The sequence below is a fragment of the Microbacterium sp. APC 3901 genome, from assembly GCF_030407765.1.
In the GTDB taxonomy this organism is placed as follows: Bacteria; Actinomycetota; Actinomycetes; order Actinomycetales; family Microbacteriaceae; genus Microbacterium.
Map to the genome: position 1 here is coordinate 17,671 of NZ_JASDCU010000014.1, position 17,023 is coordinate 34,693.

Here is a 17,023-nt window from a genome sequence, read left to right on the forward strand (position 1 = left end):
CACAGCCATGATCGAGATCAACAACGAGTCGGCGATCGATGTCGACGAGACCGTGCTGCAGCGCCTGACCGACTTCAACCTGGCGCAGATGAACGTGAGCCCGGACGCCGAGGTCGCGATCGTCCTCGTCGACGAGGCCGCGATGGAGGCCCTCCACGTGCAGTGGATGGACGAGCCCGGTCCGACGGACGTGCTCAGCTTCCCGATGGATGAGCTGCGCCCCGGCACCGAAGACCGCCCCACGGCCCCCGGGCTGCTCGGAGACATCGTCCTGTGCCCTCAGGTCGCTGAGGCGCAGGCGCAGGCGGCCGGCCACACGCTGATGGACGAGTTGATTCTGCTCACCACGCACGGATTGCTGCACCTTCTCGGCTTCGACCATGCCGAGCCCGACGAGGAGCGCGAGATGTTCGGGCTGCAGAAGGAGCTCATCCAGGGCTTCGCCGCGGCTGAACGTCGACGATGACCGCCGCCCTCCTGCTCGCGGGCGCAGTCCTGCTCGTCGCGTTCGGCGGCCTCATGGCGGCCATCGACGCCGCATTCGGGGTCACGTCGCGTTCGGACATCGAAGAGATGGGCGCCGAAGGGCGCAACAGTCGTCAACTCGCGCGTATCGCGGCCGATCCGGACGCACACGTCAACGCCGTCGCGTTCATCCGCGTGCTCGCCGAGACTGCGGCCGCCGTGCTCGTCACGGTCGCGTTCAGCATCCTGTTCGACAACATCTGGTGGGCGATGCTCGCCGCGGCCCTGCTGATGACGGGTATCAGCTTCGTGCTGGTGGGGGCGAGCCCCCGTTCCTTCGGCCGGCACCACGCAGAGGGCATGCTCCGCGTGAATGCGCGGATCGTCCGCGGACTGCGCATCATCCTCGGACCGCTCGCCCAGGGACTGGTGGTGCTCGGCAACCGGGTGACCCCAGGACGCGGTCGCAGCTCCTTCACCTCGGAGGAGCAGCTGCTCAGCATGGTCGACGAGGCTGCATCGAACGACCTGATCGAGGCCGATGATCGCGACCTCATCCACTCGGTGTTCGACTTCACCGATCAGTTCGTCCGGGCGGTGATGGTGCCCCGCACCGAGATGGTGACGGTCGATGCGACCGCGACGACGAGCGAGGCCATGACGCTGTTCCTCCAGCGTGGTGTGTCGCGTATGCCGGTCGTGGACGACGACGCCGATGACGTCGTCGGAGTGCTGTATCTGAAGGACCTGGTGCTGTTCGCCTTCCGTGATGAGAACGCCTGGCGCGCCGCGTCCATCCGTCCGATCTCGCGGCCCGCGACGTTCGTGCCCGAGTCCATGCGCGCCGAGACGCTGCTTCAGCAGATGAAGCGCGACGCCGTGCACGTGTGCCTGGTGATCGACGAGCACGGCGGGATCTCCGGTCTCGTGACCCTCGAGGATCTCATCGAGGAACTCGTGGGCGAGATCTCCGACGAGTACGATCAGGTATCGGCGGAAGTCGTCGAACTCGGCGACGGACGCTACCGCGTGAGTTCCCGACTCTCGCTGGAGGACGTCGGCGATCTGTTCGGCCTCGAACTCGAGGACGAGGACGTGGACTCCATCGGCGGTCTGCTGGGCAAGGCACTCGGCCAGGTCCCGCAACCGGGATCGACAGCGACGGTGGAGGGGTTGACCCTCACCGGCGGCGCGTCTCGAGGGCGAGGTCGCGGAATCGCGACCGTGTTCGTCGAGCGCGCGGCACACGACGCGGGAGACGCCGCAGATGAGAGAGACGAAAACGATGACTGAGCAGACACGGAGCGGGTTCGTGACCTTCGTGGGGCGGCCGAACGTCGGAAAGTCCACTCTCACGAACGCGCTGGTGGGCGAGAAGATCGCGATCACCAGCGAGAAGCCGCAGACGACCCGACGGGCGATCCGCGGAATCATGAATCGCCCGCAGGGGCAGCTCGTCATCGTCGACACCCCCGGCATCCACAAGCCCCGGACGCTTCTCGGCGAGCGCTTGAACGACCTCGTCGAGCAGGTGCTCGGCGACGTCGACGTGATCGGCTTCTGCGTACCGGCGACCGAGAAGGTCGGACCGGGCGATCGCCGCATCGCGGCCTCGCTCGACGGATATCGTCGAGCCAAGAAGATCGCCATCGTCACGAAGACGGACGCGGCAGGGCGCGACGAGATCACCGAACGACTCATGGAGGTCGACGCGCTGCGCGAGGACTGGGACGCTGTCATTCCGATCTCGGCCGTGACGCACGACCAGCTCGAGGTCCTCGCAGACGAGGTCCTCGCTCTCATGCCGGTAGGGCCCGCGCTCTACGGTGAAGGGGTGAGGACCGATGAGTCGGAGGAGGATCGCATCGCCGAGATGATCCGCGAGGCGGCGCTCGACGGTGTCCGCGACGAGCTTCCGCACTCGATCGCGGTCATGATCGATGACATCGCTCCCCGTGAGGGAACCGACCTGACTGATGTCCATGCCTCGATCGTCGTCGAGCGAGACAGTCAGAAGGCGATCATCATCGGCCACAAGGGCAAGCGTCTGGCTGACGTCGGACGCCGCGCCCGCGTCGGCATCGAAGAGCTCCTGGGCACGAGGGTGTTCCTGGGGCTGCACGTCAAGGTCGCGAAGGAATGGCAGCGGGACCCGAAGCAGCTCGGACGCCTCGGCTTCTGACATGCGACACCGAGACGCGACGCGGATCGGTTGCTCCGGCGGACGAGAGAGATGAGCGCCCGCGGTGAGAACCGCGAGACCCAGAGGAACGAAGCCTTCACTCGGCTCTTCGACGCCAACTGGGCAGCGGTCAGACATCATGTCGAAGGTGTCGTCGAAGACCCCGCGGAGGTCACCGAGATAGTCTCGGAGATCTTCCTCGTGGCGTGGTCCCGACTCATCCCGACGAAGCCGATGGATCGGATCTGGTTGATCCGCGCGGCGGACCGGGTTCTCAGCGGTCGATCGGGCCGCTCGACTTTCAGACGTACGGCCATCGATGCCGTGCATGGCGGAGTGTCGGGCGACGAGGCGCCTCCCGATCTGACGATGCGCGCGAGAGTTCTCGCAGCACTGGCCACCCTCACCGGGCGTGAGCGGCGTATCATCATGCTGAAGTACTGGGATGGGCTCGCGGTGGGGGAGATCGCTGAGTTGCTGCGCAGTCCGCGTGTCCGAGTACGGAGAAGGCTGTTGCGCGCCGAAATGAAGCTGCGCTCGGAGCTCGGACTGGAGGGGCGGGAGGATCATGTCGACTGACGACCTGCTGCTTGAACGTGTCCTCACGCAGGCGGATCCTGCACGGACGCCACGCGATGCGAAGCCGGATGCTGCAGCGGAGCGGACTCGGGACCGGATCCTCCGGAACGCTGCGAAGCCTCGGCCTCGACGCAGGCGCGCACTGGGGTGGGCTTCGGGCATCGTGATGGCGGCAGCAGCGACGGTCGTCGCCGTCGCCGTCCTGGTTCCCCAGGGCGCGGCGGTCGCAGGCTCACCTGCACCGCTGGACTTCTCGGGCGGTCAGAGCGCTGCCGAGACGTTGGACACGGCGCGGACGACGCTGAGCGCGGCGCCTGGCCCCGCCGATCCGGAGCGTGTCGTGCGGTCGGCGACGTGGGGACTGGACATCAACGGCAGCACCGGAGCGACGAAGGTCGTGCCGCAGCTCACGACTCTTCGCTGGGAGCCCGACCTCTCGGGCCGGATGGTCTCGGTGAGGGGAGTGCCGTACGACCCCACGGACGCGTCGGCGAACATCGGCGCCGAGATCAGCAGCTCCGGTGAGGTCATCGTCGATCTGCCGATCGAGCCAGGCCAGTTCGCGACCCCCGTTCCCGACGTCTTCGGCGACTCCCGCGAGGACGTATCCGCCGCCCTCATGGCGTTCGGTATGCCGTCCGATCCGACCGGGTCCGAGGTCGTCGCTGCCGCGACATCGGTGCTCGACCAGTGGACCCTCACGAACGCCCAGGAGTCGCACGTGCTCGACGTCCTCGCGGATGCCGACGGGGTGGAGGCGCTCGGCACCACCACCGACCGCCTGGGACGCCAGGTCGCAGGGCTGCGAGTCATCACGTCGGACGGCGCTGCGAGCGACGTCGTGCTCCTGTCCCTCGACACGGGGAGGATCGTCGGTGTGGAGCGGACCAACCTCATCGCGAACGACCTGATAGCCGGCGGTGCGATCATCTCGTACACGATGTGGGACGTCGATGAGGATCTCGTGGGATGAGACGGCGAAGGATGCTCGCAGCCGCAGCCGCAGTCGGCGGTCTGCTCACCGCGCTCATGCTGGGGACTCCTGCATTCGCGGATGCCGGAGCAGACACACGCGACCGCGTCGACCCGCTGATCCTCGAAGTGATGGCCGAGGTTCCCGGCGGTGTGATCATCGACGCGCAGCATGCCGTATGGTTCCGGCTGGGGATGGAGCTCGTCGCCGCCGAGCAGCCCCGCGCCGAGTCGACGGCTTCGGTGGGCAGTTGCGCGACCGGCACCGTGTGCGTCTACACCGGATCGTCGTTGGGCGGCGCCAAGCTGAGCTGGAGCGCCTGCGGGGTGCTCCCGATCCCGTCGTCATTCTCGGCGAAGTCGATCGCGGACGCACGGTCGGGGGGATACGCGCAGGCGCGCAACGGCACGACGGTGCTCGCCACCGCCCTCGCAGGCGGCTGGGCCAACGTCGGTGGGACGTCGACCAACGTCCGCTGCGTGCTCTGAGGATAGAGTCGCGGCATGACACTCGCACAGCACTGGATCGCGTCGTCGTGGGGTGCCCCTGAGACGTGGGATTTCGTCGAGCACGAGGTGTCGCCACCGGGCCCCGGTGAGGTCGTCATCCGTGTGCACGCGGCCGGCGTGAACCCGGCGGACGCCAAGCACGTGGCGTCCGCGCGCTCGGGAGCGCAGCTCCCGGTGCCTATCGGCTACGAGGTCTCCGGTCGGATCAGCGCGATCGGACCGGACACCCGGATCGGATCCGGCGAGGCGGCCGTGGGCGACGAGGTCATCGCCTTCCGCGTCCGCGGAGGATATGCGACCGAGCTGGCCGTCCCCGCAGAGAAGGTCTTCGCGAAGCCGACGCCCCTGTCGCACCCCGAGGCGGCGAACCTGTTGCTGGCCGGCACCACGGCGGCTGAGATGCTCTGGGTCACCGGTGCCGCACCGGGCGAGACGATCCTGCTGCACGGCGCATCAGGCGCCGTCGGCGTGAGCGTGCTGCAGCAGGCCGCTCTCCGCGGGATCCGGGTGATCGGCACGGCGAGCCCTGAGCGATTCGATGTCGTCCGGCGGTTCGGCGGAGTGCCCGTGCGTTATGGTTCCGGTCTGTCGGAGCGCGTCCGAGAGGCAGCGGGAGCGGCAGGCGTGTCGGCTGCCCTCGACACCGTCGGCACGGACGAGGCGATAGACGTCTCCCTGGGACTCGTCGGGGAACGCTCGCGGATCGTCACGATCGCGGCCTTCGGGCGAGCGGACTCTGACGGCCTCCTCGCGATCGCGGGTTCGATGCCCGCGAGCGCCCGCTTCCGCGACGGCGTCCGTCGTGAGCTGGTTGCGCTCGCGCAGAACGGGGACCTCGTCGTTCCGGTCGCGCGCACCTTTCCGCTGGAGGACGCGCCGGCCGCGCTCTCGCTGCTTGCAGGCGGGCACCCCGGAGGCAAACTCGCTCTGATCCCGTCGCTGTGATCGCGCCGCAGGACCGGGCCGACGGAGCCCAGCGATCCTGCTAGCATGGCCGCATGCCTTTCGGCGGTCTGCTTCTTCTTAGCTGCCGCGACGAGTCCTAAAGCTAGGGCCTTCCTCGTCGCGGCGCTTGTGTTGGCCCGTTCACATTTCTGACGAAGAGAAGAAGCCCCATCATGCAGAACACTCAGCGCCCGTCCGCGATGCCGATCCACAAGTACCGGCCGTACCACGAGCAGATCTCCGTCCACCTGCCCGACCGCACCTGGCCTGACGCCCGGATCACCGAGGCGCCCCGTTGGTGCGCGGTCGATCTCCGCGACGGAAACCAGGCGCTCATCGATCCGATGTCGCCGGAGCGCAAGCGCGTGATGTTCGAGCTTCTCGTCAGCATGGGCTACAAGGAGATCGAGGTCGGGTTCCCCTCGGCGAGCCAGACCGACTTCGACTTCGTCCGTCAGCTCATCGAAGAGAACCTGATTCCGGATGACGTCACGATCCAGGTGCTGACGCAGGCGCGTGAGCACCTGATCGCCCGTACATACGAGTCGATCGCGGGCGCGAAGCAGGCGATCGTGCATCTGTACAACTCGACGAGCGTGCTGCAGCGCGAGGTCGTGTTCCGCACCGACAAGCAGGGCATCATCGACATCGCGCTCGAGGGTGCGCGCCTGTGCCGTCAGTACGAGAAGACCATTCCCGACACGAAGGTGTACTACGAGTACTCGCCCGAGAGCTACACGGGCACCGAGCTCGAGTTCGCCGTCGATGTCTGCAACCAGGTGATCGAGGTCTTCGAGCCGACTCCCGATCGCAAGGTCATCATCAACCTGCCCGCGACCGTCGAGATGGCCTCGCCGAACGTCTACGCAGACTCGATCGAGTGGATGAGCCGCAACCTCGCTCACCGCGAGAACGTCATCCTGTCGCTGCACCCGCACAACGACCGCGGCACCGCGATCGCCGCCGCCGAGCTCGGGTACATGGCCGGCGCCGATCGCATCGAAGGCTGCCTGTTCGGCAACGGCGAGCGCACCGGCAACGTCGACATCGTGGCGTTGGGCATCAACCTCTTCACGCAGGGCATCGACCCCCAGATCGACTTCAGCGACATCGACCAGGTCAAGCGCACGGTCGAGTACTGCAACCAGCTGCCGGTGCCAGAGCGCAGCCCGTGGGCCGGCGACCTGGTGTTCACCGCCTTCAGCGGATCGCACCAGGACGCGATCAAGAAGGGCTTCGAGGCCATGGCCGCGCGGGCCGAGGCCGAGGGGGTCACGGTCGACGACATCGAATGGGCCGTGCCGTACCTGCCGGTCGACCCGAAGGACCTCGGCCGTTCGTACGAAGCGGTGATCCGCGTCAACTCGCAGTCGGGCAAGGGCGGCGTCGCCTACCTGCTCAAGGCCGATCACGCGATCGACCTGCCTCGCAAGCTCCAGATCGAGTTCTCGGGTGTCGTCCAGACCAAGACCGATGCCGAGGGCGGCGAGGTGACCAGCGAGCAGATCTGGTCGATCTTCAACGACGAATACCTGCCCGCGACCGATGAGGCGGCCAAGTGGGGCCGCTTCGAGCTGCTGGCGACGCAGACCCGCAGCGACATGTCGGGTGACGTCGTCCTCGACGTCGTCCTGCGCGATGACGACCAGCAGGTCGCGGTCGCAGGCAACGGCAATGGTCCCGTCGCCGCGTTCGTCGAGGTGCTGCGCGGTCAGGGCTTCGACATCACGGTCTACGACTACGTCGAACATGCTCTCAGCGCCGGCGGCGACGCACAGGCCGCGGCCTATGTCGAGCTGCAGGTCGGCGACCAGCGACTGTGGGGCGTCGGCATCGACGGCGACATCTCGACCGCATCTCTCAAGGCGATCGTCTCGGGCGTCAACCGCTCGATCCGTACCCGCGAGCAGGAGCTGGCAGCGGTCTGACATGAGCGCGCAGGAACGCCCCGTCCGATCTCATCATCGGACGGGGCGTTTCGTCTGCGGTCACTCGGCGCTGGGCTTGATGATCGGGATCACACCGGTCTCGGCAGCGACCTTGCGGCGGTAGATGCGCCGCTGCTCGGGAAGTGAGACGTCGAAGGTGACAGCGAGGATGCGGATGACGGTGGTCACGGCGATGCCGATCACTGCGGCGATCGTTATGGGCATGCCCAACGCCACGGCGATCACGATGAACGTGCAGCCGGCTCCGGCGGCGACCGCGTAGAGCGAGCCGACGTGCATGATCGCGGTCGGGAGCCCCATGAGCATGTCACGCAGCACGCTGCCACCCACGGCCGCGCACACGCCGATGAAGACGGCGGGAACCTCGGGGATGCCGAAAGCGAGCGCCTTGCTGGTCCCGAAGGCGCCGAACATGCCGATCACCACGGCGTCGAGTACGACGATCGCCGTGTTCAGACGGCTGAACAGTCCCGCCAGCAGCATGCCCAGGAGAGCTGCGCCGCCCGCGGTCACCAGATACCACTGGTTCTGCAGCGTGGCCGGGGTCTGCCCGAGCAGGATGTCGCGGATGAGACCGCCGCCCATGCCGATCATGATGCCGATGATCGCGACACCGAGCCAGTCGAGGCGTCGTTGCCCCTGGAATCCCGAGGCGAACATCGCTCCCTGGACCCCGCCGAGGCCGACGCCGAGCAGGTCCGCCCAGAGCGGAATGATGAAGAGCGGTTCGGTCACGCCTCTATTCTCCTGCACGGAGGATAATCGAACGGTGCCCACCTACCGAGACGAAGCGGTGATCCTGCGCACCCACAAGCTGGGTGAGGCCGATCGCATCGTCACCATGCTCTCTCGACGGCACGGCAAGATCCGCGCGGTCGCGAAGGGCGTGCGACGCACGTCGTCGAAGTTCGGCTCGCGTCTCGAGCCGTTCATGGTCGCCGACGTACAGCTGTATCAGGGGCGCACCCTCGATATCGTGCAGCAGGCGGAGTCGCTCGGGTCTTACGGGTCCGACATCGCTGCGCACTACGACCGATTCACCTCGGCGAACGCGATGGTCGAGACCGCTGATCGACTCAGTGATTCCGAGGCGACGCCCGATCAGTACCTGCTGCTGGTGGGTGGGCTGCGTGCACTGTCGCGGGGCGAGCATTCCCCTCGCAGCATCCTCGACTCCTATCTTCTGCGCGTCATGGCGTTGTCCGGATGGGCTCCATCCCTCGGTGACTGCGCGCGGTGCGCCACTCCCGGGCCTCATGCGCACTTCGTCGGGCAGCTCGGTGGAGCCGTGTGCCCGAACTGTGCGCCCGCGGGCAGCCCGAAGGTCGCGGAGAAGACCCTGTCGCTGCTGCGGTCGCTCATGGCCGGTGAGTGGGAGACGATCGATGCGGCTCCGCACGCCGACAACGCCGCCGCATCCGGTCTCGTCGCCGCGTACGCCCAATGGCACCTGGAGCGTGGTATCCGCTCCCTCGAGCACCTCGTGGCCGACATCCCCCGAGAAGGAGCACGGTGAGTCCCAAGCCCTACACGCACAAGGATGCCGTGGCGTATCGCCCGCTCGACTGGACGGGAGTCCATCCACCGACCTTCCGATCGGTGCCCGAGCACGTCGCGATCGTCATGGACGGCAACGGCAGGTGGGCGAATCGTCGTGGCCTCAGCCGCGTCGAAGGACACAAGGCCGGGGAGGAGGTGCTTCTCGACGTCGTCGCCGGTGCGATCCAGGCAGGGGTCAAGCACCTCTCCGTCTACGCGTTCTCGACCGAGAACTGGGCGCGCTCTCCCGAAGAGGTGCGATTCCTCATGGGATACAACCGCGATGTCCTGCATCGTCGACGAGATCAACTGAACGAGTGGGGCGTGAGGGTCCGATGGGCCGGCCGCAAGCCGCGACTGTGGGGCAGCGTCATCAAGGAGCTGCAGTACGCCGAGCAGCTCACGAAGGACAATGGCGTCCTCACGCTCACGATGTGCGTGAACTACGGCGGACGTGTCGAGCTGGTCGACGCGATGCGGTCGATCGCCGCCGATGTCGCAGCCGGCCGGGTGAAGCCGAACGCGATCTCCGAGAAGATGATCCGCCGCAACCTCTATGTGCCGGACATGCCGGACGTCGACCTGTTCCTGCGCAGCTCGGGCGAGCAGCGCACCTCCAACTTCCTGCTGTGGCAGGCGGCCTACGCCGAGATGGTGTTCCTCGACACGCTCTGGCCCGACTTCTCGCGTGAGGAGCTGTGGCGTGCGATCGAGATCTATCTGTCGCGCGATCGCCGTTTCGGTGGGGCGATCGACACCCCTGACGCTTCCGCCTGAGCTCGCAGCCATCTCTCCGTCTCGCGGGGGTGCCGCAGGCGCACGATCGTGAGGTGCGGGTGGTCGCCGGTGACCTCCGGCATCCGTTCCGCCCATTTATACAGAGTCTTCGTCTGCCAGGCGATGATGTTCTCCTCGGGATCACCCCGGAACATCTTCCAGATCGGCTTCTCGACGTTGTCGTTCCACATCCGGGTGCGCAGGACACTGCGCCCGATCGTCCGCCGCAGCAGACGCGTGCGCACCACGCGGTAGGGATAGTCCAGCCAGAGCACGACGTGGGCGCGTGGAGCGAGGATCTCGTCGGTGCCCTTGCTCGTGTACTGCCACTCGGTGACCCAGCGATCCTCGGCGGCGAAGGCTCGAACGTCGTGGAGGAAGGACGGACGCGGGGTCCAGTTCTCGCCGTGGAACAGCCCGTCGATCTCGACATGCCGAAGCTGCCACAGTTCTGCCACGCGCCGCGCGAGCGTCGTCTTGCCGGATCCGGTCACGCCAGCGATCAACACCCGCTCGGGCCGCATCGGCAACGGATCGTCGGCAGTGAGCATCCGAGAATCCTACCGACGGAATAGCGCATAGGTGCATACGGTTGGATGTCAGTGTGAGTGAAGCCATCTCGATTGACATCTGGTCCGACATCGCCTGCCCGTGGTGCTACATCGGCAAGCGCAACCTCGAGAAGGGACTCGAAGCCGTCGCCGGCGACGACGACGCCCCGCAGGTGAACATCACCTTCCACTCGTTCGAGCTCTCGCCCGACACCCCCGTCGACTTCGACGGCGATGAGATCGACTTCCTCGCCGGTCACAAGGGCATGCCTCGTGAGCAGGTCGAGCAGATGCTCTCGCACGTCACCGGGGTCGCCGAGAACGCCGGGCTCGCGTACCGTTTCGACCTGCTGCAGCACACGAACACGGTGAAGGCGCATGAGCTTCTGCACTTCGCGAAGGAGCAGGGCGTGCAGCACGAGATGGAGGAGCGGCTCATGTCCGCATACTTCACGGAGGGCAAGCACGTCGGTCGCATCGACGACCTCGTCGAGCTCGCGGTCGAGGTGGGGCTGAATCCCGACGACACGCGTGAGGCGCTCGTCTCGGCGCGTCACCTGGCCGATGTCCGTCAGGATCAGGCCCAGGCCCAGGCTTACGGCATCCAGGGCGTCCCGTTCTTCGTGATCGACGGACAGTACGGCATCAGCGGCGCGCAGCCGCCCGCCGCGTTCGAGAACGTTCTTCGCGACCTCTGGTCGAAGCGCGGCGAGGCCGAGCCCGAGGCCGCGGCGGTCTAGCGGTCGCGCTCCGCCGGAGAAGAAGCGGGCGGCGGCGCGGTCAACGCGTCGACCCAGGTCTGCTGATTCGTCCCGACATAGTCGACCACTGCAGCCCAGTGCGAGCCGTGGCCATCCGCGAACATGGATGACCACGGCTCACGGCTCTGTGCATGCGCGGTGGTCAGCAGCTCGAGCATCGCGGCGGCGCGTCGGTGCATCATCGCGGGCAGCCGGGTCCTGAGCTCGCCGGAGGCGCCGTAACCGTCGACGAACGCACGAAGGCGCCCGGCCGCGAGTTCCGGGGCGATGTCGACCGCCGAGAGCGTGAACGCCTGAGCCGCATAGGCGAGATCCCAGACGCGGGTGCTCGGGGCCGCAGCATCCCAGTCGATGAAGACCCACCGGTCCCCGATGACGAGGTTCCACGGCGCGAGGTCGTTATGGCAGATGATCTCCGCATCCGGTGCAGGGATGGCGGTATCCCAGCGCGCATCGGCCGGGGGAGAGAACGTCTCGCTCGCGTCGTGTATCGCCCGCACGATCGCGCCGACGCGTCGCAACCCGTCGGCGCTCAGCGTTCCGGCGTCGATCGCAAGCGGACCCGGTATGAACTCGATGCGCTGGCGTCCTCGTTCGTCCTGACCGAGCGGCGTCGGAACATCGACACCGCGCTCTCGCACATGCGACATGAAGGCATGAACGCTCGGCGTCGAGGCGGTCCACTTCTTGCGGACGGTGTCGCCGGCCCGCGTGACGGTGCCGCTCGCATTCCCGCCGGACAGCGTCTGCTCGTCGCCCATTCACCGACACTATCGAGTCGACGGGAACGACGCGGCGGTCTAGCGGGTCAGCGCGCCCTCGATCGCTGCGACGATCTCGGGGTCGTTCGGCTTCTGCTTCGGGCGGAAGCGCACGACCTCCCCATCCGGCAGCACGAGGAACTTCTCGAAGTTCCACTCGACGCGGCCGGCCTTGCCGCCGGCATCCGGAGTCTCCTTCAGCGTCTTGTAGAGCTCGGTGGCGTTCTTGCCGTTGACCTTCACCTTGTCGTTGATGGGGAACGTCACACCGTAGGTGGTGGAGCAGAACTCCATGATCTGATCGACCGATCCCGGCTCCTGACCGAAGAACTGGTTGCAGGGGAATCCGACGACGCTGAACCCGCGGTCGCCGTAGAGACGCTGCAGTTCTTCGAGCTGCTCGTACTGGGGGGTGAGGCCGCACTTCGACGCGACGTTCACGACAAGCACCACGTCGGCACCCAGATCGTCGATCGTCTTCTCGTTGCCTTCGGCGTCTGTGAAGGGGATGGAGCGCACTGCAGGATCGGTCATATTCACAGCTTAGGTCGATGCGCCGATACCGGCTCCGTGTCTGGGAGAATGGAAGGGCCATGACTCTCGCCACCTCCTCTGCTCGCACTCTCGACATCGGTCCGATCGCTCTCGACGTGCCGGTCGTGCTCGCACCCATGGCGGGCATCACGAACACCGCTTTCCGTCGCCTCTGCCGCGAGTACGGTGCGGGGCTGTATGTGAGCGAGATGATCACGTCTCGAGCGCTGGTCGAGCGCAACGAGACGACGATGCGACTGATCCGCCATCACGAGTCCGAGACCCCGCGGTCGATCCAGCTCTACGGCGTCGACCCGCACACCATCTCCGAGGCCGTCCGCATCATCGTCGCGGAAGACCACGCCGACCACATCGATCTGAACTTCGGCTGCCCGGTGCCCAAGGTCACGCGCAAGGGTGGGGGAGCGGCGCTGCCGTGGAAGAGCACGCTGTTCTCGCAGATCGTCACGCAGGCGGTCAAGGCCGCGGGCGACGTGCCGCTGACCATCAAGATGCGCAAGGGCATCGATCCCGATCATCTGACGTACCTCGATGCGGGTCGCGCCGCCGAAGACGCGGGAGTCTCGGCGATCGCGCTGCACGCACGCACGGCGAGCGAGTTCTACTCGGGCTTCGCCGACTGGAACGCGATCGGCGAGCTCAAGCAGGCGGTGACGAGTGTCCCCGTGCTCGGCAACGGCGACATCTGGTCGGCCGACGATGCTGTGCGCATGATGCAGCAGACCGACTGCGACGGTGTGGTGGTCGGACGCGGGTGCCTCGGTCGCCCGTGGCTCTTCGGCGAGCTCGCCGCGGCGTTCGGCGCCGAGTCCCACCCGGTCGACGCGACTCTCGGCTTCGTGGCGGATGCGTTCCGTCGCCATGCCGAACTGCTGGTCGAGTTCTTCGAAGACGAGGACCGCGGATGCCGCGATGTGCGCAAGCACGTCGCGTGGTACTTCAAGGGCTACCCGGTCGGCGGCGACATCCGCACCGGGCTCGCGACCGCATCGAGCCTGGCTGAGATCGACGATCTGCTCGGCCAGCTCGATCACACGGCTCCCTATCCCGGTGCCGACGCCGAAGGCCAGCGGGGCCGATCAGGACGCCCGAAGCGACCGGCGCTGCCGGACAAGTGGCTGGAGTCGCGCGAGCTCGCGGCATCGGCATCCGAGATGATGCGAGGGGCGGAGATCGAGAACAGTGGCGGCTGATCCTCAGGCATACCCGGCGCGCGGTCGCTCGGACGGATACGACCCGCGCGACGCCGAGCGATTCTTCGCCGAGACCCATCGATCCGAACGCGACGACTTCGCGCGCGATCGCGCGCGCGTGCTGCACTCCGCGGCTCTTCGACGCCTGGCGGCCAAGACGCAGGTGCTCAGCCCCGCGAGCACCGCGGACTTCGCTCGCAACCGCCTGACGCACTCGCTCGAGGTCGCTCAGGTCGGACGCGAACTCGCGACTGCGCTCGGTGTCTCTGCCGATGTCGTCGACACCGCCTGCCTCAGCCACGACCTCGGGCACCCTCCGTTCGGTCACAACGGCGAACGTGCGCTCAACGAATGGGCAGAGCCCATCGGCGGCTTCGAAGGCAACGCCCAGTCACTGCGCATCCTGACGAGACTCGAAGCCAAGGCCATCGACGACGACGGTCAGTCGGTCGGTCTCAACCTCACCAGGGCGAGCCTCGACGCGACCTGCAAGTACCCGTGGACCGTCGACAGCCCGGTGCCAGACCCCGGTGGGCGTCTCAAGTTCGGCGTGTATCCCGAAGACGAAGCCGTCTTCCGCTGGATGCGCGACGGTGTCCCGGGGCGGCGGCGCTGCATCGAGGCCGAGATCATGGATCTCTCCGATGACATCGGCTACTCCGTGCACGACTTCGAGGATGCGATCCTCAACGGATACGTCGACGTCTCGCAGCTCGCCGATCCGCAGGCGCATGAGGCGCTGATCGACCGCATCCAGCAGTGGGTCGGTTACGACTTCACTCGCGATGAGCTCGCCGACGCTCTCTACCGGCTGTCGTCTCAGCCGATGTGGCTGCAGTCGTTCGACCGCTCGCGCCGGGATCTCGCGCGACTCAAGAACCTCACGAGTGACTTCATCGGTCGTTTCGCACGCGCAGCAGTCTCCGCCACGCGCGAGGCCTATGCGGGCCCGGCCCTCGTGCGTTACAACGCGCACGTCGTCGTGCCGCGCGTCATCGAGGCTGAGATCGCCGTGCTCAAGGGCATCATGGGACAGGCGATCGTCACGATCGAGGCGCGCAAGGGTGTCTACAAAGAACAGCGCCGCGTGCTCAAGAGACTCGCTGATGCACTGTGGTCGACCGACACTCTCTGGTCGGCAGGCGCGGACGTGCTCGAGCCCGCCTTCTCCGCCGACTTCGTCGCCGCGACGACGGACGCGGAACGAGCACGGGTGATCGTCGACCAGATCGCGAGCCTCACGGATCAGAGCGCGATCGATTGGCACAACAGGCTGGTCGGCGAGATCGACCCCGCAGAGGTCGGCATCTGGACGCCACGTCACGCGCGGCCGGGTGCGCGGGAGCACACGCCGCGGCAGGCGGTCGTCGAAGGGGCAGGCTGATGCCCCGCATCCGCCAGGCCGATGTCGACGAGGTCAAGGCCCGCACCAACATCGCCGACATCGTCGGGGAGCGCGTCGCCCTGAAGTCCGCTGGCGTCGGCTCGCTCAAGGGTCTGTGCCCCTTCCATGATGAGAAGAGCCCGAGCTTCCACGTGCGGCCGCAGGTCGGCTACTACCACTGCTTCGGCTGCGGTGAATCGGGCGACGTCTACTCGTTCCTCCGTGAGATGGACCACGTCAGCTTCACCGAGGCCGTCGAGCGTCTCGCGGGCCGCATCGGATACGCGCTGCACTATGAGGACGGCGGGTCTGCTCCGGAGACGAGCGGGCGCAGTCGCCTCTATGCCGCCAACACCGCCGCCGCGGAGTACTTCCGGGCGCAGCTGCTCACCGCCGACGCGGAGGCCGGACGACGATTCCTCGGCGAGCGGGGATTCGACGCGGGTGCTGCCGCGCATTTCGGCGTCGGCTTCGCGCCGCGCGGGTGGGACAAGATGCTGAAGGCCCTCACCGCGCAGGGGTTCACCCGCGATGAGCTGAGTGCCGCCGGTCTGGTGTCGACGGGGCAGCGCGGCGTCTACGATCGCTTCCGTGGCCGTCTCGTCTGGCCGATCCGCGACGTATCCGGTCAGACCATCGGTTTCGGTGCGCGCAAGCTGTTCGACGATGATCAGGGCCCGAAGTACCTGAACACCCCCGAGACTCCGATCTACAAGAAGGCCCAGGTTCTCTACGGTCTCGATCTCGCCAAGCGCGACATCTCCCGTGGGGACCCTCGTCGCGTCGTGGTGGTCGAGGGGTACACCGATGTCATGGCTTGCCACCTCGCCGGGCTCACGACCGCGATCGCGACGTGCGGCACCGCGTTCGGAACCGACCACATCAAGGTGCTGCGTCGCGTCATGGGCGACGACAACGCCTCGGGAGAAGTCGTCTTCACCTTCGACGGCGATGAGGCGGGGCAGAAGGCGGCTCTTCGGGCCTTCACAGAGGACGACCGCTTCAACGCCCAGACTTTCGTCGCGGTGGCACCTGACGGGCTCGACCCGTGCGACCTCAGGCTGCAGCGCGGTGATGCCGCCGTGCGCTCGCTCATGGAGACGAAGCAGCCGATGTTCGAGTTCGCCATCGACAGGAAACTCAGCGGCTTCGACCTCTCGACGGTCGAAGGCCGGGTGGGTGCCCTCCGCGCGGCAGCGCCGATCGTGGCCGAGATCCGCGATCGTCTGCTGCGACCCGGCTATGAGCGCGTGCTGGCCCGGCGGCTGGGGATGGACCCCACCGAGGTGCGCAACGAGGTCGAACGCGCAGCACGCGGAGGATCGCAGACATCGAGACACGAGCCGGCCAGGCACGAGAGCGCCGGTGACTCCGCTTCCGGCACCCCGGGCGTGGCGCCGGTCACCCTTGCGAGCCTGCCGCGCACGGCGGATGCGGCCGTGGAGAGAGACGCCCTGATGGGGGCTCTGCAATACGGACATCAGATCGATCAGGCGCTGCTCACCCGGGCGCTCAGCGCGCCGTTCCGCACACCCGGACTGGACGCCGTCCGCGAGGCCGTCGCGTCCGCATCCGATCGGACGAGAGCCGGGTGGGTGACGGATACGGTCAACTCGGTGCGAGAGCCCTACCGGTCGCTCGCTGGCGAACTGCTGATGACTCCGTTCCCGGCCCGCAACGAAGAGGGTGCCGTCGCGTCGACGACCGATCTCGCCAAGCGACTCATCATGCGCATTCTGGAACATGAGAAGCAGGAGCTTCTCGGAGCGGTGCAGCGGGTTCCGGCGGACTCCGACGGCGGGCGCGCACTGCGGATGCGGCTGCGTGACATCGATGTCGAGCGTCAGAGGTTCGCCGAGTCGTAACGGCGGCTGTCAGGCGCGGCAGGGCAGGATGGAAG

Annotated in this window: 18 protein-coding genes; 14 read left to right on the top strand and 4 right to left on the bottom strand. The window is 67.1% G+C overall.

The window, feature by feature from the left end; genetic code table 11:
* Positions 1–7 precede the first annotated feature (7 nt).
* The 8 genes from ybeY (at position 8) to leuA (ending at position 7,581) form a co-directional block, all read left to right on the top strand.
* Positions 8–466: an rRNA maturation RNase YbeY gene (gene ybeY, locus QMA07_RS13400; RefSeq protein WP_290162657.1), complete on the top strand. Its 459-nt coding sequence runs from the start codon at positions 8–10 to the stop codon at positions 464–466.
* Complete coding sequence (locus tag QMA07_RS13405; protein ID WP_290162659.1) at positions 463–1,758, top strand: hemolysin family protein; 1,296 nt, start codon at positions 463–465, stop codon at positions 1,756–1,758. Before ybeY ends, QMA07_RS13405 begins: the two co-directional genes overlap by 4 nt.
* The gene (gene era / locus QMA07_RS13410; RefSeq protein WP_290162660.1) at positions 1,751–2,647 is read left to right on the top strand and encodes a GTPase Era; all 897 of its coding nucleotides are present in this window, start codon (positions 1,751–1,753) and stop codon (positions 2,645–2,647) included. The genes QMA07_RS13405 and era overlap by 8 nt, the downstream gene beginning before the upstream one ends.
* A 51-nt stretch (positions 2,648–2,698) precedes the next feature.
* Complete coding sequence (locus tag QMA07_RS13415; RefSeq protein ID WP_290162661.1) at positions 2,699–3,226, top strand: sigma-70 family RNA polymerase sigma factor; 528 nt, start codon at positions 2,699–2,701, stop codon at positions 3,224–3,226.
* Complete coding sequence (locus tag QMA07_RS13420) at positions 3,216–4,199, top strand: hypothetical protein (protein WP_290162662.1); 984 nt, start codon at positions 3,216–3,218, stop codon at positions 4,197–4,199. The genes QMA07_RS13415 and QMA07_RS13420 overlap by 11 nt, the downstream gene beginning before the upstream one ends.
* The gene (locus QMA07_RS13425; RefSeq protein WP_290162663.1) at positions 4,196–4,687 is read left to right on the top strand and encodes a hypothetical protein; all 492 of its coding nucleotides are present in this window, start codon (positions 4,196–4,198) and stop codon (positions 4,685–4,687) included. Before QMA07_RS13420 ends, QMA07_RS13425 begins: the two co-directional genes overlap by 4 nt.
* Before the next feature lie 15 nt (positions 4,688–4,702).
* Positions 4,703–5,653 (top strand): NADP-dependent oxidoreductase, encoded by a 951-nt coding sequence (locus QMA07_RS13430; protein ID WP_290162664.1) that lies wholly within the window; start codon positions 4,703–4,705, stop codon positions 5,651–5,653.
* 173 nt (positions 5,654–5,826) lie between these two features.
* The gene (gene leuA / locus QMA07_RS13435; protein ID WP_290162666.1) at positions 5,827–7,581 is read left to right on the top strand and encodes a 2-isopropylmalate synthase; all 1,755 of its coding nucleotides are present in this window, start codon (positions 5,827–5,829) and stop codon (positions 7,579–7,581) included.
* Positions 7,582–7,641: 60 nt separating this feature from the next.
* Here leuA and QMA07_RS13440 read toward each other — a convergent pair whose 3' ends face one another.
* The gene (locus tag QMA07_RS13440) at positions 7,642–8,337 is read right to left on the bottom strand and encodes a TRIC cation channel family protein (RefSeq protein WP_290162668.1); all 696 of its coding nucleotides are present in this window, start codon (positions 8,335–8,337) and stop codon (positions 7,642–7,644) included.
* 34 nt (positions 8,338–8,371) lie between these two features.
* Here QMA07_RS13440 and recO point away from each other — a divergent pair, with 34 nt between their 5' ends.
* Positions 8,372–9,118, top strand: coding sequence for a DNA repair protein RecO (recO, locus tag QMA07_RS13445; RefSeq protein ID WP_290162670.1), 747 nt, complete (start codon positions 8,372–8,374; stop codon positions 9,116–9,118).
* The gene (locus QMA07_RS13450) at positions 9,115–9,918 is read left to right on the top strand and encodes an isoprenyl transferase (RefSeq protein ID WP_290162672.1); all 804 of its coding nucleotides are present in this window, start codon (positions 9,115–9,117) and stop codon (positions 9,916–9,918) included. The genes recO and QMA07_RS13450 overlap by 4 nt, the downstream gene beginning before the upstream one ends.
* Here QMA07_RS13450 and QMA07_RS13455 read toward each other — a convergent pair.
* Complete coding sequence (locus tag QMA07_RS13455) at positions 9,858–10,469, bottom strand: AAA family ATPase (protein WP_290162674.1); 612 nt, start codon at positions 10,467–10,469, stop codon at positions 9,858–9,860. The two genes, QMA07_RS13450 and QMA07_RS13455, sit on opposite strands and share 61 nt — an antisense overlap.
* A gap of 53 nt (positions 10,470–10,522) precedes the next feature.
* Between QMA07_RS13455 and QMA07_RS13460 the strand changes: the two genes are divergently transcribed.
* Positions 10,523–11,209, top strand: a complete 687-nt coding sequence (locus QMA07_RS13460) for a DsbA family oxidoreductase (protein ID WP_290162676.1) — start codon at positions 10,523–10,525, stop codon at positions 11,207–11,209.
* Here the strand turns inward: QMA07_RS13460 and QMA07_RS13465 are convergent.
* Both QMA07_RS13465 and QMA07_RS13470 read right to left on the bottom strand, forming a co-directional pair.
* The gene (locus tag QMA07_RS13465; RefSeq protein WP_290162678.1) at positions 11,206–11,991 is read right to left on the bottom strand and encodes a phosphotransferase; all 786 of its coding nucleotides are present in this window, start codon (positions 11,989–11,991) and stop codon (positions 11,206–11,208) included. The genes QMA07_RS13460 and QMA07_RS13465 overlap by 4 nt on opposite strands.
* A gap of 39 nt (positions 11,992–12,030) precedes the next feature.
* Positions 12,031–12,525, bottom strand: coding sequence for a glutathione peroxidase (locus QMA07_RS13470; protein WP_290162680.1), 495 nt, complete (start codon positions 12,523–12,525; stop codon positions 12,031–12,033).
* Positions 12,526–12,584: 59 nt separating this feature from the next.
* Between QMA07_RS13470 and dusB the strand changes: the two genes are divergently transcribed.
* The 3 genes from dusB to dnaG are packed head-to-tail and all read left to right on the top strand — an operon-like array spanning position 12,585 to position 16,988.
* Complete coding sequence (dusB, locus tag QMA07_RS13475) at positions 12,585–13,739, top strand: tRNA dihydrouridine synthase DusB (protein WP_290162682.1); 1,155 nt, start codon at positions 12,585–12,587, stop codon at positions 13,737–13,739.
* Entirely contained in the window at positions 13,729–15,123 is a 1,395-nt protein-coding gene (locus QMA07_RS13480; protein ID WP_290162684.1) for a deoxyguanosinetriphosphate triphosphohydrolase, read from the top strand. The genes dusB and QMA07_RS13480 overlap by 11 nt, the downstream gene beginning before the upstream one ends.
* Positions 15,123–16,988 (top strand): DNA primase, encoded by a 1,866-nt coding sequence (dnaG, locus tag QMA07_RS13485; protein ID WP_290162686.1) that lies wholly within the window; start codon positions 15,123–15,125, stop codon positions 16,986–16,988. The genes QMA07_RS13480 and dnaG overlap by 1 nt, the downstream gene beginning before the upstream one ends.
* Positions 16,989–17,023: the final 35 nt, after the last annotated feature.

Excerpts from the sequence above, each read along its gene's own strand:
- dnaG (WP_290162686.1), top strand. The coding sequence starts at position 15,123 with ATGCCCCGCATCCGCCAGGCCGATGTCGACGAGGTCAAGGCCCGCACC.
- QMA07_RS13455 (WP_290162674.1), bottom strand. The coding sequence starts at position 10,469 with ATGCTCACTGCCGACGATCCGTTGCCGATGCGGCCCGAGCGGGTGTTG.
- dusB (WP_290162682.1), top strand. The coding sequence starts at position 12,585 with ATGACTCTCGCCACCTCCTCTGCTCGCACTCTCGACATCGGTCCGATC.
- leuA (WP_290162666.1), top strand. The coding sequence starts at position 5,827 with ATGCAGAACACTCAGCGCCCGTCCGCGATGCCGATCCACAAGTACCGG.
- QMA07_RS13420 (WP_290162662.1), top strand. The coding sequence starts at position 3,216 with ATGTCGACTGACGACCTGCTGCTTGAACGTGTCCTCACGCAGGCGGAT.
- QMA07_RS13425 (WP_290162663.1), top strand. The coding sequence starts at position 4,196 with ATGAGACGGCGAAGGATGCTCGCAGCCGCAGCCGCAGTCGGCGGTCTG.
- QMA07_RS13430 (WP_290162664.1), top strand. The coding sequence starts at position 4,703 with ATGACACTCGCACAGCACTGGATCGCGTCGTCGTGGGGTGCCCCTGAG.
- QMA07_RS13465 (WP_290162678.1), bottom strand. The coding sequence starts at position 11,991 with ATGGGCGACGAGCAGACGCTGTCCGGCGGGAATGCGAGCGGCACCGTC.
- QMA07_RS13415 (WP_290162661.1), top strand. The coding sequence starts at position 2,699 with ATGAGCGCCCGCGGTGAGAACCGCGAGACCCAGAGGAACGAAGCCTTC.
- ybeY (WP_290162657.1), top strand. The coding sequence starts at position 8 with ATGATCGAGATCAACAACGAGTCGGCGATCGATGTCGACGAGACCGTG.
- QMA07_RS13470 (WP_290162680.1), bottom strand. The coding sequence starts at position 12,525 with ATGACCGATCCTGCAGTGCGCTCCATCCCCTTCACAGACGCCGAAGGC.
- era (WP_290162660.1), top strand. The coding sequence starts at position 1,751 with ATGACTGAGCAGACACGGAGCGGGTTCGTGACCTTCGTGGGGCGGCCG.
- QMA07_RS13405 (WP_290162659.1), top strand. The coding sequence starts at position 463 with ATGACCGCCGCCCTCCTGCTCGCGGGCGCAGTCCTGCTCGTCGCGTTC.